The 14,895-nt window shown below is 72.8% G+C and carries 10 protein-coding genes, 1 tRNA gene and 1 pseudogene; 10 read left to right on the forward strand and 2 right to left on the reverse strand.

The window, feature by feature from the left end:
• Positions 1 to 376: 376 nt before the first annotated feature.
• From ACI2L3_RS03135 to ACI2L3_RS03155, 5 genes and pseudogenes are all read left to right on the forward strand, one after another.
• Positions 377 to 1,978, forward strand: a complete 1,602-nt coding sequence (locus ACI2L3_RS03135) for a hypothetical protein (protein WP_404750541.1) — start codon at positions 377 to 379, stop codon at positions 1,976 to 1,978.
• Entirely contained in the window at positions 1,978 to 3,339 is a 1,362-nt protein-coding gene (locus ACI2L3_RS03140) for an AAA domain-containing protein (protein ID WP_404750542.1), read from the forward strand. The genes ACI2L3_RS03135 and ACI2L3_RS03140 overlap by 1 nt, the downstream gene beginning before the upstream one ends.
• A gap of 629 nt (positions 3,340 to 3,968) precedes the next feature.
• Positions 3,969 to 4,343 carry a hypothetical protein gene (locus ACI2L3_RS03145; protein WP_404750543.1) on the forward strand — a complete coding sequence of 125 codons (375 nt, stop codon included), beginning with the start codon at positions 3,969 to 3,971 and terminating at the stop codon, positions 4,341 to 4,343.
• Positions 4,344 to 4,490: 147 nt separating this feature from the next.
• A pseudogene (locus tag ACI2L3_RS03150) lies at positions 4,491 to 5,127 on the forward strand (bifunctional DNA primase/polymerase).
• A tRNA-Lys gene (locus ACI2L3_RS03155) sits at positions 5,118 to 5,191 on the forward strand. The pseudogene ACI2L3_RS03150 and the gene ACI2L3_RS03155 overlap by 10 nt, the downstream one beginning before the upstream one ends.
• 57 nt (positions 5,192 to 5,248) lie before the next feature.
• On the opposite strand, the gene ACI2L3_RS03160 is transcribed toward ACI2L3_RS03155, so the two are convergent.
• Positions 5,249 to 6,529: a M6 family metalloprotease domain-containing protein gene (locus tag ACI2L3_RS03160; protein ID WP_404750544.1), complete on the reverse strand. Its 1,281-nt coding sequence runs from the start codon at positions 6,527 to 6,529 to the stop codon at positions 5,249 to 5,251.
• Positions 6,530 to 6,857: 328 nt separating this feature from the next.
• On the opposite strand from ACI2L3_RS03160, the gene ACI2L3_RS03165 reads away from it, so the two are divergent.
• From ACI2L3_RS03165 to ACI2L3_RS03180, 4 genes are all read left to right on the forward strand, one after another.
• Entirely contained in the window at positions 6,858 to 8,672 is a 1,815-nt protein-coding gene (locus ACI2L3_RS03165; RefSeq protein WP_404750545.1) for a putative bifunctional diguanylate cyclase/phosphodiesterase, read from the forward strand.
• Positions 8,673 to 8,846: 174 nt separating this feature from the next.
• Entirely contained in the window at positions 8,847 to 10,313 is a 1,467-nt protein-coding gene (locus ACI2L3_RS03170; protein WP_404750546.1) for an aldehyde dehydrogenase family protein, read from the forward strand.
• Between the two features lie 39 nt (positions 10,314 to 10,352).
• Complete coding sequence (locus ACI2L3_RS03175; RefSeq protein WP_404750547.1) at positions 10,353 to 11,921, forward strand: GMC family oxidoreductase; 1,569 nt, start codon at positions 10,353 to 10,355, stop codon at positions 11,919 to 11,921.
• The gene (locus ACI2L3_RS03180; RefSeq protein WP_404750548.1) at positions 11,918 to 13,396 is read left to right on the forward strand and encodes an APC family permease; all 1,479 of its coding nucleotides are present in this window, start codon (positions 11,918 to 11,920) and stop codon (positions 13,394 to 13,396) included. The genes ACI2L3_RS03175 and ACI2L3_RS03180 overlap by 4 nt, the downstream gene beginning before the upstream one ends.
• Before the next feature lie 19 nt (positions 13,397 to 13,415).
• Here the strand turns inward: ACI2L3_RS03180 and ACI2L3_RS03185 are convergent, their stop codons facing one another.
• Positions 13,416 to 14,531 (reverse strand): LLM class flavin-dependent oxidoreductase, encoded by a 1,116-nt coding sequence (locus ACI2L3_RS03185; RefSeq protein ID WP_404750549.1) that lies wholly within the window; start codon positions 14,529 to 14,531, stop codon positions 13,416 to 13,418.
• Between the two features lie 94 nt (positions 14,532 to 14,625).
• Here ACI2L3_RS03185 and ACI2L3_RS03190 point away from each other — a divergent pair, with 94 nt between their 5' ends.
• Positions 14,626 to 14,874, forward strand: a complete 249-nt coding sequence (locus ACI2L3_RS03190; protein ID WP_404750550.1) for a hypothetical protein — start codon at positions 14,626 to 14,628, stop codon at positions 14,872 to 14,874.
• Positions 14,875 to 14,895 lie beyond the last annotated feature (21 nt).

Raw genomic sequence — 14,895 nt, forward strand, 5'->3', positions numbered from 1 at the left:
CCCTGTCGCCGGGACGTCACCTCCCCACCCGCCCGCCCTTTCCCCGGCGGGTGCCGGGGTCGGGTGGCGGGGACGGCTCGCTGCGCTGCGGTCTGGAGGGGAGCGGCGGGCCGCGCGGCCGGTCCGGTGGCGCCGGGCCCGGCGACGCTCAGCCGGGCAAGCCCGGCGACCGCAGGCGGGGCGGCAACGAGGCAGGCGGTCGCGAGCCGGAAAGCTGGGCGGGCGCTGCCGGTTCTGGTGGCGTCAGGCCCCACGGCGGTGGGTCGCGTGGCGAGGCTGGTGGGCGCAGGCCCGGCGGCGCTGGGGCGGGCGGGCGCGGGTTTCGGGCCCGGGCGGTGTTCGGTGGTTATGATCCGCAGCCTGAGAGGGGGCTACCGTGTCGTTGATCGACAGTCTTGGGCGGCTGGAGGCGGTCAGGTCGGGGCGGGCTCAGGCTCGGGCCACTGTTCGGCACCGGCATGTTTCTCAGCGGCCGCTCGTGGTGGTTCCGCTCATCACTGCGGGTGAGGCCGGGGCTCCGCTCGGGGCGCTGGTCGGGACGGAGCGTACGTCGCCGCGGCTGCTCGTCGTGCCGCAGCCCCGGGACCGCGACCTCCGCTTCGCGTTCCTCGCCGAGCTCGCCGAGATCGTCCTGCCGTACGTGGACAGCTTCGCGCAGGACGTCGAGGCCGCCGAGCGCAACGAGACCGATCCGGAGACCGGCAAGCGGGTCAAGGTGGAGGTCGAGCTCTGCACCGACGCGCCGCAGCTGATCGTGCCGAGCCGTGCGGGCATCGAGTTCGTCCGGCTCCTCGGCCGTTCCATGCGCTTTCGCCGGACCGCCGAGCAGGACCCCGACGCGCCCTACCCCGCCCCGCCCCGCGTCCCCCTCTTCGGCCGCTGGCTGACGCACTTCGGGGAGCGCGCCCGCGTCCCCGGGTCGTCCCTGCTCGTCGCCATGACCGAGCTGCTCTCCCGGCACTGGGCGACGGGCCAGTCCAGCCTGGAGGACCAGCACCTGGGCGCCCTGCTCGCCTGGATCGAGGCCCCGGAGGGCACCTCGGGCGCCGAGGCCGCGCTCCGCGCCGAGCTGGCCCGGGACAAGGACGGCCAGCTGCTGTGTCCGCCCGCCGGCCCCGCCACCGACCCCGCGTTCGACAACGACCTGCTGGCCCCCGCCATCGAGCGCTACGACCGCGCCCGCACCGCCCTGGCGGCCGCCGAGGACGGGGTCGAGGCGGACCAGCGGCTCGCGCTCCTGACCGCCGCCGAGCGGGAGATCCACGCACTGATCGACAGCAGGACCCGGCCCACCTGGGACGCCGTGTGGCGCGGCCTCGACGTCCTGTGCACGCTCCCCGAGGCCGCGCACGCCGCCGACCGGTGGACCCGCGACCGCTGGTCGTTCACCGGCCACCGCGACCGGGTGACGGCGGGCGAGCCACCGCAGCCGCGCGTCGACGACGCGGTCACCGCGGCGAACAAACTGGCGACGCGCGAGCGCGAGCAGGCCCGCCTGGACGCCCAGGAGGCCCTCGACGACCCGCTGGTCATGGCGGGCCGCCGCCTCGCGGGCGAGGCCTTCGTCGGCGAGGTGACGGAGGTCGTCATGGCGTACAGCGAAGGGAAGAGCCCGCGGCCGCGCCCCCTGGTCACCGTCCGCACGGAGGACCACCCGCACCTCGGCGAGCGCACGAAGGTGTACCGCGCGCTCGGGGACAAGCCGCAGACCGCGGAGTTCGTGGCGTACGAGAGCGAGAGCGGGGGCGGCAAGGAGGCCGTCGTGCTGCGCATCACCGACAAGATGGGGCGCGGCAAGGAGCCCGAGTCCGGCTCCGTTCCCCAGAAGGGCGACCGGATCTGCTGGACCCTCTTCGAGCACGAGCAGCGCGGCGGGCCCAAGCTGCCCGACCCGGAAGCCACCCCGTGGACCCACGGCGGTCCGCCGTCGGACGCCGCGGAGAGTCCCGATCCCGTGACCGCGGAGGACACCCTGTGATGCAGCTCGCCCCGCCCGCGGGTGGCACCTTCGATCCCGGCGCCGAGGCCGCGCGCGCCACGGAGGCGATCCTCCATGACACGCTGCACGGCACCCACCGCGGCGTCGTCGTCGACTCCCCGCCCGGCGCCGGAAAGTCGACACTCGTGGTCCGCGCGGCCCGCGAACTGGCCGCGGCGGGCCGCCCCCTGATGGTCATCGCGCAGACGAACGCGCAGGTGGACGACCTGGTCCTGCGCCTCGCCGAGAAGGACCCGGAGCTTCCGGTCGGCCGTCTGCACAGCAGCGACCCCGACCCGTACGACAAGGCGCTCGACGACCTGGCGAACGTCCGCAAGTCGACGAAGGCGGGAGAGCTGGCGGGCCTCGACATCGTCATCTCGACGGCCGCGAAGTGGGCGCACGTCAAGGCCGACCAGCTCGACGCGCCGTGGGGGCACGCGATCGTCGACGAGGCGTACCAGATGCGGTCGGACGCGCTGCTCGCCGTGGCGGGGCTCTTCGAACGGGCGCTGTTCGTGGGCGATCCGGGGCAGTTGGACCCGTTCTCCATCGTCGGCGCGGAGCAGTGGGCGGGTCTGTCGTACGACCCGTCGGCGTCCGCCGTGACGACGCTGCTCGCCCACAATCCGGAGCTGCCGCAGCACCGCCTGCCGGTGTCCTGGCGGCTGCCCGCGTCGGCGGCGCCGCTCGTCTCGGACGCGTTCTACCCGTACACGCCGTTCCGCAGCGGTACGGGGTACGGGGACCGGGTGCTGAACTTCGCGGTGCCGTCGGACGGTTCGGCCCCGGACCGAGTGATCGACGAGGCGGCGGAGTCCGGGTGGGGCCTGCTGGAGCTGCCCGCGCGGAACACGCCGCGCACGGATCCGGAGGCCGTTCACGCGCTGGCGCAGGTCGTCCGCCGCCTCCTGGACCGGGGCGGCGCGGCGACCTCCGAGCGCGGGCCCGGCCCCGCCCCGCTCACCGCCGACCGGATCGCCGTCGGCACCGCGCATCGCGACCAGGCCGCGGCGGTCCGCGCCGCCCTCGCGGGCCTCGGCGTCCCCGACGTCACGGTGGACACGGCCAATCGCCTCCAGGGCCGGGAGTACGACGTGACGGTCGTCCTGCACCCGCTCTCGGGCCGCCCCGACGCCACGGCGTTCCACCTGGAGACGGGACGCCTCTGCGTCCTGGCCTCCCGCCACCGGCACGCCTGCATCGTCGTCTGCCGCGCGGGCGTCAGCGCCCTCCTCGACGATCACCCGTCCACGGAGCCGGTCCAGCTCGGGGTCACGGTCAAGTTCCCCGACGGCTGGGAGGCGAACCATGCGGTGCTCGCACGCCTCGCGGAGCACCGGGTGACGTGGCCCCGTTAGGCCGCCCCCCGAACCCGCCGCAGCCGCGTCTGCCGAGATCCCCGCGTACGCGTCTGCGGCCCGCCAGGGGCTGAGCGCGCAGTTCCCCGCGCCCCTACACAGCACCCCGCAACACACCCGCGGCCCCCTCAGGGGCGCGAGGAACTGCGCGAGCAACCACAAAACACCCGCAGCCGCGTCTGCCGCGATCTCCGCATACGCGTCTGCGGCCCGCCACGGGCTGAGCGCGCAGTTCCCCGCGCCCCTGCACAGCACCCCGCAGCACACGCTGGGCCCCCGTCAGGGGCGCGAGGAACTGCGCGAGCAACCACAGAACACCCGCAGCCGCGTCTGCCGAGATCCCCGCATACGCGTCTGCGGCCCGCCACGGGCTGAGCGCGCAGTTCCCCGCGCCCCTACACAGCACCCCGCAACACACTCTGGGCCCCCGTCAGGGGCGCGAGGAACTGCGCGAGCAACCACAGAACACACGCAGCCGCACCCGCCGAGAACCCGGCAGACGCGTCCGCGGCCCGCCGCAGGCCGGGCGCGCCCCCACGCAGCCCCCGGCGGCCCACTTGCGCGGCAAGGGAGAATAGGAGTCGGCCGGCACCGGACGGACGGCGCGCACCGTACGAGGAGGAACAACCATGGCGGAGCCCGAGCGGGCCCGGACCGAACAGCGCACCGAACAGCGCGCCGAGCAGCGCATGCGGCCCGCGCCGCTGCTCTTCGAGCCGGCGGAAGCGACGGCCGATCCGGAGCATTTCTTCGACCTGGAGTCGATCGAGGACCCGCGGGAGCTCCTGGACCGCGCCACCGAGCTGACGCACGCGTTCCGCGCCGCGACGGACCGGTCCGTCGAGTTCCAGGCCGTGGCGGCCGCCCAGCTCGCCGACCCGCGCCGCTTCGACCGGCTGACGCCCGCGCTGATCGCGGAGCGGGCGGAGTGGACCGAGGACTACGCGAAGAAGATGGTGGAGTTCGGCCGGGATCTGATGCGGGGCGGGATCGAGAAGCGCTGAGGCGTGGTCGCGCCGGATCCGGCCGGCCATGCGATCAAGGTCGCGTGGCATATGCGCCCAGGCAAGGTACTCCCCCACCCCCCTCGCTGTCCCCGTTTCCGGGAAGTCCCGGAGACTGAGACCTCGCCTTCGGTAGACGTACCTGGTATGAGCAGTACGCGCAGCACTCCCCTTCACGGCGCCTGTGATGTCACCCACGGCGCCTGTGACGTCACCGACGAGGGCGCCGCCTGGCTTGCCTCCGCCGAAACGTATCCGCGCAGCGCTCTCGCCCTCTGGCGGAGCCGGCCCGCCGCCCCGGCCGTGCTTCCCTGCGGTTCCGCGTTCGACGTGGTGAGCGTCCCCGCGGTCTTCGGCCGCCGGATGCTCGACCGGTTGTGGGAGGAGGGTCCGGGCTCCGGCCCGGTCGCCGCGCACCGCGGCCGCGTGCTGCTCTTCGCCTCCCCCGGTACCGCCCAGCGCCTGCCCGCCCTCCTGGAGTGGGAGGAGTGGGGCAGCTCCGCGGTCCCGCCCGTGCTCTGTCACGGCACGGGCGACGCGGTCACCGTGCCGCCCCTCGCGGCCGTCGCCGACCCGCGGGCCCCGTCCGGCGGGCGTCTCGGATCCCGCTGGCTGGTGGCCCCGGGCACCCGTCATCCCTGGCTGCCGGGCCCCGACGTGTTCCTGTGGGCCTGCGTGCGGGCGGCCCGGGGCGGGGTCCTGCACCGACCCGGCCGCCCGCGTATCGATTTTTCCTGGCGGCGATCAGAGTGCTAAGGTCTACGACGTCAGCAGGCGCCGCTAGCTCAGTTGGTTAGAGCAGCTGACTCTTAATCAGCGGGTCCGGGGTTCGAGTCCCTGGCGGCGCACAGACGGTGAGAAGCCCCTCGCGGAAGCGGGGGGCTTCTCACGTGTGCGGCCGGACTTCAGCCCGTCGTGACGTTCACCGTCCACGCGCCCGAGGCCGTCCGCCCCACCACCTCCACGCGCACTCCGTGGCCCGGCACCGTGAAGCTCTCGCCGACCCGTACCGGAGCGTCCGCCAGCTGGGGATAGACCGAGTCCCCCCAGCAGGACTCGGTCTCCGGGTGGGCGTCGACGACCTCGACGGGGCCGCTGCCCGACGCCGTGCCGTTGCGCACCTCGTAGAGGAGCACGCCCTCCGTGCACGTGGCGTGGTCGTTGCCCACGGGGCCGCGGGCCTCCAGGGCGAGCACCGCGTCCCGGCCCGTGCGGACGACCGCGAGCCTGGTGCCGCCGAGGGCGCCGGGCGCCGGGGCCGCCGACAGCGGTTCCAGGGTCAGCCGCTCCGTCCCCGCGCCCACGCACCGCACCTGCCGCGGCTCCAGCCAGCCCAGCTTCCACTTGTGCCAGCCGAAGAGGTCGGGGGCGAGACCGAACTGGCTGCCCATGACGTCCCAGTCGCCGACGTGGGTGTCCCAGTCGCCCTTGCCGTCGGTGGGCCGGTGGTACAGGTCGGGGAGGTCGAAGACGTGGCCCGTCTCGTGGGCCAGCACGTTGCGGTCCGGGGGGTGCCGTTCGAAGACGGTGACGATGCGCCGGAGCTCCGTGCCGTCGGCCCGCATCGGCCGGTCGAAGTTGACCACCTTCGTGGCGTCCGAGTCGACGCCGGGCGCGTCCGGGTCGGCGATGAAGTACACGATGTCGTACCGCGAGAAGTCCACGTGCGGGTCGGCCGCGGCCACCGCGTCGCGCAGGTAGGCGGCGCGGCGCTTGGGGTTCCAGTCGCGCTGTATGGCGTACGAGAGGGAGTCGTGCGGCATTCCGACCCACTCGCGCTGCGGGTGCGGGGCGAGCGTGAACTTGCCGTACGAGGCGCTTTCGAAGAAGCGGCTGGTGGCGGGGAAGTGGTCGGCGGCCAGTTCCCCGGGGGTGGTCAGCGGCGGGGAGTCCGGGAAGGACAGGAACACCAGCGCCGCGTCCAGGGTCCTGGACGGGCGCGGGTAGGCGGTGTTCCAGGTGTCGAGGCCCTCCGAGTGGTGCGCGGCGGTGCGGCGCAGGGCGCACGGTCCCGCGGTGGACTCGGCGGTGGCGGGGCCCGCGACGAGTGAGGTGGCGGCCAGCGCGGACAGTGAGGTGATGAAGGCGGCGGTGCTGCGCAGGCGGGATTTCTCCCCTCCACGGGTGAGTCCCCAATAGGGGAGCTGACGCGGCACGTCGACCTCCGGGTGCGGAATGCGGGACACCCCACCCACCTTGTGACGCTTTGTTGACCTTCGCCCTGTTTGTCTGGCCCTTCCGAGTGAGTACGCGGCCGGGGGACGACACTCCGACCGCTCACGGAACGTCACAAGCGATCGGGTCGTAACGGAAGCAGTTCAGTGCCGAGCAGAAACGATCTGCCGACGGCGGCGGGCCCGGTCCGGCCGGGCGGCACGGCTGGAACGGTCATCGGGCCAACCTCTATGATCGGCACACTTTCCTGCGCGGGCCCGGTCCCCACACCACCACCCGCCACCTGCCCGCCGCCCGACGAGACCTGTTCGAGAACAAACTGCACTGCGGGAGCAAGCGGTGAACGGAACGTCCGAAGGGCCCACCCCCACGGCCACAGCACCCGGCCGGACCCGCCCCGATGTCACGGAGCGTCGCCGAAAGGAGCGGTCCGACTACCGCGCCGCCTTCGCGGCCGCCCCATTGGCCCTCGCGGTCGTCGACGGCGAGGGCTTCGTCGTCAGCGCCAACGACGCGCTGGCCGATCTGTTCGGCGAGGCCCCCGGCGCGCTCGCGGGCCGGGTCGCCGCCGACCTGATCGACCTGGCGTCCGACGCCCGCACCTGGCACACGTACCTCGAGGTGCTCCGCGGCCGGCAGGCCCGGCTGCGCTGCACCCGGCGCCTGAAGCACCCCGACGGGCACTCCCTGTGGGTGCAGGTCACGGTCTCGCCGATGCCGGGGGGCGGTGGCAGGAACGACGGCGGCACCGTCCTCCTCGCCGCCGCCGACATCAGCGCGCGCCGCGAACTCCAGGCCCGCCTGCGCCATGTGCAGATGCACGACCCGGTGACCCGGCTGCCCAACAGGAACCTCTTCTTCGAGCGCCTCGCGTCCGCCCTCGAAGCGGGGACGTACGACGACACGAGCACCGGCCGGATCGGGCTCTGCTACCTCGACCTCGACGGGTTCAAGGCGGTCAACGACACCCTCGGCCACCGGGTCGGGGACCGGCTGCTCGCCGCCGTCGCGGAGCGGCTCACGCGCTGCGCCGACCGCGCCGGGTACGGCAGGGCGGCGGCGCCCCTCGTCGCCCGGCTCGGCGGCGACGAGTTCGCGCTGCTCGTGGAGGACTCGACCGGCACGGACCAGCTGGCGGACCTCGCCGAGACGACGTTGCGGGCGCTCCAGGAACCGTTCGACCTGTCCGGGCAGCGGCTCGCCGTCTCCGCGTCCATCGGCGTCGTCGAGCGGCGCGCCGCGGGCACCACCACGACGGGGCTCATGCAGGCCGCCGACACCACGCTGTACTGGGCGAAGACGGACGGCAAGGCCCGCTGGACCCTCTTCGACCCCGAGCGCAACGCCCACCGCATGACCCGCCAGGCGCTCTCCAGCTCGCTGCGGCCCGCCGTGGACCGCGACGAGTTCGTCCTGGAGTACCAGCCGCTGGTGGGGCTCGACGACGAGGGTCTGCACGGCGTCGAGGCGCTGGTGCGGTGGCAGCATCCGCAGTTCGGCCTCCTCACGCCGAATCGGTTCATCGGATTGGCGGAAGAGGACGGGTCGATCGTGCAGCTCGGCCGCTGGGTGCTGCGGAGCGCCTGCCGGCAGGCCCGGCGCTGGCAGCTCGACCACCCCGACCGTGACCCGGTCTTCGTCAGCGTCAACGTGGCCGTGCGTCAGGTGTGGGACTCGGACCTGGTCGCCGACGTCGCGGAGATCCTCACCGAGACCGGCCTCTCCGCCCACCTGTTGCAGCTTGAACTCACCGAGTCCGCCGTCATGGGATCGGCCGGGCGGCCGCTCCAGGCCTTGCAGGCGCTCAGCGACATGGGCGTGCGGATCGCCATCGACGACTTCGGCACGGGGTACTCGAACCTCGCGTACCTGAGCCGGCTCCCGGTCTCCGTCCTGAAGCTGGACGGTTCCTTCGTACGGGGATTCCAGTACGAGGAGGGCGAGCAGCACACCAACCCCGCCGACGAGGTCATCGTCGAGGCGATGGTGCAGCTCGCGCACCGGCTGGGGCTGACGGTGACCGCGGAGTGCGTGGAGACCGCGGCGCAGGCGGCGCGGCTGCGGCGGATCGGGTGCGACACGGGGCAGGGGTGGCTCTACTCCCGGCCGGTTCCGGCGGATCGTATCTCCGTACTGCTGGGCGGGGTCGCCTAGCCCCGACCCGCCGGGCTCTCTCCCTAGCCCAACCAGGTCACATCTGCGGCCAACCCTCCCCCGGCCGGTGCGTCCCCGTGGCCGGTGCGCGCCGATCGGACGATGTTGGTGCCCGGTGTGCGTGCCGGTGGGTGACCTCGGCACCTGACGAGGACGAGAGCTAGGGAGCCCACGATGCCGGAACTGTTTGTCGACGGCGAGTGGACCGGGGCCGTCCAGGGCGGGCGGCGGGAGGTGGTCAATCCGTTCGACGCCTCCGTCATCCAGCAGGTCGACGACGCCGACGAGACGGATGTCGACCTCGCCGTACAGGCCGCCCGGCGCGCCTTCGACCGCGGTGACTGGCCGGCCGCGCCCACCCGGGAGCGGGCCGACGTGCTGCTGAGGGTGGCGCGGTTCCTGCTGCGGGACCAGGAGGAGATCGCGCACGTCGAGTCGCTCGACACGGGCAAGACGCTCGCCGAGGCGCGGATCGACGTCGAGGACGTGTCGAACGCGTTCCGCTACTTCGCCGAGATCGCCGACAAGGACGGCGGCCGGGTCGTGGACGTCGGCCCGGACGTGCTGAGCCGGGTCACGTACCACCCGATCGGGGTCTGCGCGCTGATCGCGCCGTGGAACTACCCGCTGCTCCAGGCCTCCTGGAAGGTCGCTCCCGCGCTGGCCGCGGGCAACACCTTCGTGCTGAAGCCGAGCGAGACGACGCCGCTCTCCACGATCCACATGATGCGGCTGATCGCCGAGGCGGGTGCTCCGGCCGGCGTCGCGAACCTCGTCCTCGGCCCGGGTGCCACCGTCGGCGCGGCCATGTCCGCGCACTCCGACGTGGACCTGGTCTCCTTCACCGGCGGTCTCGCCACCGGGCGCCGGATCATGGAGGCGTGCGCGCCGGGCGTGAAGAACCTCGCGCTGGAGCTCGGGGGCAAGAACCCGAACGTGGTCTTCGCGGACTGCGACTTCGAGGCCGCCGTCGACCACGCCCTGGAGGCGTCGTTCCTGCACTCGGGGCAGGTCTGCTCGGCCGGGTCGCGGCTCTTGGTGGAAGACTCCCTGCACGACCGGTTCGTGGAGCGGCTCGCCGCCCGTGCGAGCGCCATCCGGCTCGGCAACGGCATGGACCCGCAGACCGAGAGCGGGCCGCTCAGCTCGGCGGAGCACCGCGAGAAGGTCGAAAGCTATCTGGAGATCGCCCGCGACGAGGGTGCCCGTCTCGTCTGCGGCGGCCGCCGCCCGGACGACCCCGAGCTGTCGCGCGGCTTCTTCCTGCTGCCGACGATCTACGCCGACTGCGACCGTTCCATGCGGATCGTGCAGGAGGAGGTCTTCGGCCCGGTGGTCACGGTGGAGCGGTTCCGCTCCGAGGACGAGGCCGTGGAGCTGGCCAACGACACGCGGTACGGCCTGGCGGGCGGCGTCTGGACGAGCGACGCGAGCCGCGCCCAGCGGGTCGCGGCCCGGCTGCGGCACGGCACGGTCTGGATCAACGACTTCCACCCGTACGTGCCGCAGGCGGAGTGGGGCGGCTTCGGCCGCTCCGGGTTCGGCCGGGAGCTCGGGCCCACCGGCCTGCGCGAGTACCAGGAGGCCAAGCACATCTACCAGAACCTGCGGCCGGGCCCCTCCGGCTGGTTCAAGGGCTGAGCGGACAGGGCGAGGCGGGGCGAGAGAGAGGGCGACGGCATGGACGACGAGACGACGACCTACGACTACCTGGTCATCGGCGGCGGTACGGCGGGCTCCGTACTGGCCGCCCGGCTGAGCGAGGACCCGGCCTCCCGGGTGTGCGTGGTGGAGGGCGGGCCCAGCGACGTCGGCGACGACCGCGTCCTGAAGCTCCGCAACTGGATCAACCTGCTCGGCGGCGAGCTGGACTACGGCTACACCACCGAGGAGCAGCCGAACGGCAACTCCCACATCCTGCACTCGCGGGCCCGGGTGCTCGGCGGCTGCTCCTCGCACAACACCCTGATCAGCTTCCTGCCGTTCCCGCAGGACCTCGACGAGTGGGTGGCGAGCGGCTGCGAGGGGTGGGGTCCCGAGACGATCCTGCCGTACCGGTCGCGGCTGCAGAACACCATCGTGCCCGTCGGCGCCGCCGACCGTAACGCCATCGCCCAGGACTTCGTCACGGCGGCGGCCACCCGGCTCGGCGTCCCCGTCGTCGAGGACTTCAACGCCCGTCCCTTCACCGACGGCGCCGGTTTCTTCTCGCTCGCGTACGACCCGCAGACCAACAACCGGTCATCGGCGTCGGTCGCGTATCTGCATCCGATCATGGACCGGCCGAACCTGACGCTGCGTCTGGAGACCTGGGCGTACCGCCTGTTGCAGGACGAGGAGGGGCGCTTCACCCGGGTGCAGGTGCGCAACCCCGACGGGTCGGTGTCGACGCTGGAGGCCGAGGCGGAGGTACTGCTCTGCGCCGGGGCCATCGACACGCCGCGGCTGCTCATGCTCTCCGGCATCGGCCCCGCCGACCAGCTGCGCGACCTGGGCATCGAGGTCCACGCGGACCTGCCGGGGATCGGCGAGAACCTGCTCGACCACCCCGAGTCGGTGATGGTGTGGGAGACCCGCGGCCCGCTGCCGCCGAACTCGGCGATGGACTCCGACGCCGGTCTCTTCCTGCGCAGGGACGAGGCGGGCGGCCCGCGGCCCGACCTGATGTTCCACTTCTACCAGGTGCCGTTCACCGTCAACACGGAACGTCTCGGCTACCCCGTCCCCGAGCACGGCGTCTGCATGACGCCGAACGTGCCGCGCGCCCGCTCCATCGGCCGCATGTGGCTGCGCAGCTCGGATCCGACCGTCAAGCCCGCCCTGGACTTCCGGTACTTCACCGATCCGGAGGGGCACGACGAGCGCACGATCCTCGACGGGCTGCGGATCGCCCGCGAGGTGGCGGCCACGGCTCCGCTCAGCGACTGGCTGCTGCGCGAGGTGGCGCCGGGGCCGGACGTCACGTCGGACGCGGACCTGTCGGAGTACGGGCGGCGGGCCGCGCACACCGTCTACCACCCGGCGGGCACCTGCCGGATGGGCGCCGAGGACGACCCGATGGCGGTGGTCGACCCGCAGCTGCGGCTGCGCGGGCACGACGGGCTGCGCATCGTGGACGCGTCGATCTTCCCGACCATGCCGTCCATCAACCCGATGGTCACCGTGCTGCTCGCCGCCGAACGCGCGGCGGACCTCATCATGGCCCGCCCAGCTCCGGGGCAGGCCGCCGGGGAAGGACCCGTCCAGTGACCGCCCCCGGCCCACCGGACGCCGCCGGGCAGACGGCTCCCGGGGAAGAGAAGTCGGAGTTCCGCAAGGACATGGGACCGTGGGCGAACTTCGCCCTCGGCTTCACGTACCTCTCGCCCGTGGTGAGCACGTACACCCTCTTCGGCACGGCGCTCGCCGACGGCGGGCCCCCGATGATCTGGGCCTTCGTCATGGCGGGCTGCGGGCAGTTCCTCGTGGCGCTGGTCTTCGGCGAGGTCGTCGCGCAGTACCCGGTCGCGGGCGGCGTCTACCCGTGGGCGCGGCGGCTGTGGGGCAAGCGCTGGGCGTGGATGACCGGCTGGGTCTACATGTGGGCGCTGCTCGTCACGATCACCAGCGTCGCGTACGGCGCCGGGCCCTACATCGCGATCCTGCTCGGCTTCGATCCCACCGTGCACACCACCGTGCTCTGCACGATCGCGCTGATCGTGATCTCCGTGCTCATCAACTACGCGGGCACGAAGGCCCTTTCGTGGGCTGCCCTTATCGGCTTCAGCGCGGAGCTGCTCGGTGCGCTCGTCGTCGGCATCATCCTGCTGACCACGCACCGCTTCCACGGCCTCGGCGTTCTCTTCGACGACTTCGGCGCGGCCGGTGACGGCTCCTACCTGCCGGTCTTCCTCGGCGCGGCGATCATCGGCTTCTACCAGTACTACGGTTTCGAGGCGTGCGGGGACGTCGCCGAGGAGGTCAAGCACCCCGGCAAGGTGATCCCCAAGGCGATGCGCCGCACCATCTACGTGGGCGGGGCGGCGGCGACGTTCACCTGTCTGACGCTGCTCCTCGCCGTCGTCGACTACCGGGCGGTGATCTCCGGGGAGGACACCGATCCGGTGGTCAGGGTCCTCTTCGACGCCCTCGGTGAGGCGGGCGCGCGGACGGTGATGGCCGTCGTGCTCATCTCGTTCCTGTCCTGCACCATCAGCCTCCAGGCCGCGGCCGGGCGGCTGATCTACTCCTACGCCCGCGACGAGATGATCATCGGGCACCGGGTGCTGCGGAAGTTCTCGGAGGCGCGCGCGGTCCCCCCGTACGCGCTGCTGATCGCGGCGGTCCTGCCCGCGCTGATCGCCGTCGGCTCGCTGATCTCGGAGAACGCCCTGACGAAGATCGTGTCCTTCGCGATCCTCGGCATCTACGCGTCGTTCCAGATGGTCGTCCTGGCCGCGCTGCGGGCCCGCCTCAAGGGGTGGAAGCCGAGCGGCGAGTACCGGCTCGGCCGCTGGGGCATGGTCGTCAACTTCGGGGCGCTCGCCTACGGGATCTTCGCCATCGTCAACATCGCCTGGCCCCGCACCCCCGAAGCCGCCTGGTACGACAACTGGATCGTGCTGCTCAGCGGCGGCATCGTGGTGCTCGCCGGGCTGGTCTACATGTTCACGACGCACCACTACGGCCGCAGCGACGCCCCGTCGGACAACGCGGTGCCCGACCCGGACGACGCCCGGCCGTAGGAGGTGGCGGGGTTACCGGCTACGCCTTCGGCAGGCCGTACGCGTCCGCGATCAGTTCGTAGGAGCGCAGCCGGATGTCGCCGCTGTGCGCGTTGCCCGTGATCATCAGTTCGTCGGCGCCGGTGCGCTTGGCGAGGTCGTCGAGGCCGGTGCGGACCTCGTCGGCGGTGCCATGGATGACGTTGGCGTTCCAGCTGGTGATGAAGTCCCGCTCCATCTCGCTGAAGGCGTACGCCTCCGCCTCCTCGGGGGTGGGTACGAGGCCGGGGCGGCCGGTGCGCAGGCGGACCATGTTCAGCGCGGCGGCCATGACCTGGCGGCGGGCCTCCTTCTCGTCGTCGGTCGCGAGCGCCGAGACGCCGATGAGGGCGTACGGGGCGTCGAGGACGGCGGAGGGCCGGAACGTCTCGCGGTAGAGGTCGAGGGCCGGGATCGTGTTCTGCGCGGAGAAGTGGTGCGCGAAGGCGAACGGCAGGCCGAGGGTGCCGGCGAGGCGGGCGCTGAAGCCGGAGGAGCCGAGCAGCCAGAGCGGGGGCCGGTGCGGGGACTGGACGCCGCCGGGCGAGGTCGCCTGGACCGGTCCCGGGACGGCGTGGATGCGGGCGTAGGGGTGCCCGTCGGGGAAGTCGTCGTCGAGGAAGCGGGTGAGCTCGGCGAGCTGCTGGGGGAAGTCGTCGGCGCCTTCGTTGAGGCGGTCCGTCCTGCGCAGTGCGGCCGCCGTCGCGCCGTCGGTGCCGGGCGCGCGGCCGAGGCCGAGGTCGACGCGGCCCGGGGCCATCGCCTCCAGGGTGCCGAACTGTTCGGCGATGACGAGCGGTGCGTGGTTGGGCAGCATGACGCCGCCGGAGCCGAGCCGGATGCGGTCGGTGTGGGCGGCCAGGTGGGCGAGGATCACGGCCGGCGACGAGGAGGCGACGCCGGGCATGGAGTGGTGCTCGGCGACCCAGTAGCGGTGGTAGCCGCGGGCCTCGGCGAGCTTGGCGATCTCGACGCTGGTGCGCAGCGCGTCGGTGGCGGTGCGTCCGGCGCCGACGGTGACGAGGTCGAGCACGGACAGGGGGACGGGCGCGGTGCCGTGCCGCTCGCCGCGGATGCCGTCTTCGCGGGTGCCTTCGCCGGTCGGGTCCACTGTCACTGGGGTGCCTCCTGCACTGCGTACATACGTCACGTGGGTACGGAACCAGCAACAGGAGGCTCACTCCGTTTTATTCCCCGCTACGGTGCTGGCCATGGCTGATCCCCTGAAGACCCTCGTCGACGGAGTCGAGGTCGAAGTGCCCAACACCATCCCGGACATCCGCGCCGCCCTGCCACGGGAACGGCGCGCGGAGTTCGACCGGGCCATCAACGCGGCCGGCGTCGACGAGATCCACTCGGTGATGCGGCACTGGATGCTGGAGGCCGTGCCCGACCCCGAGGCCGAGGCCCGGCTCGTCCGGCTCGCGTCCGACGAGGCGGAGAGGCGGGGCACGTCGTGAGCCCGCGCCACCGCAAGAGCC

This window comes from Streptomyces sp. NPDC029674 (assembly GCF_044903205.1).
Classification (GTDB): domain Bacteria; phylum Actinomycetota; class Actinomycetes; order Streptomycetales; family Streptomycetaceae; genus Streptomyces.

What these genes read in the sequence shown, in the direction of transcription:
- ACI2L3_RS03140 (WP_404750542.1), top strand. Translation starts at nt 1,978, where the DNA reads ATGCAGCTCGCCCCGCCCGCGGGTGGCACCTTCGATCCCGGCGCCGAG.
- ACI2L3_RS03145 (WP_404750543.1), top strand. Translation starts at nt 3,969, where the DNA reads ATGGCGGAGCCCGAGCGGGCCCGGACCGAACAGCGCACCGAACAGCGC.
- ACI2L3_RS03170 (WP_404750546.1), top strand. Translation starts at nt 8,847, where the DNA reads ATGCCGGAACTGTTTGTCGACGGCGAGTGGACCGGGGCCGTCCAGGGC.
- ACI2L3_RS03175 (WP_404750547.1), top strand. Translation starts at nt 10,353, where the DNA reads ATGGACGACGAGACGACGACCTACGACTACCTGGTCATCGGCGGCGGT.
- ACI2L3_RS03190 (WP_404750550.1), top strand. Translation starts at nt 14,626, where the DNA reads ATGGCTGATCCCCTGAAGACCCTCGTCGACGGAGTCGAGGTCGAAGTG.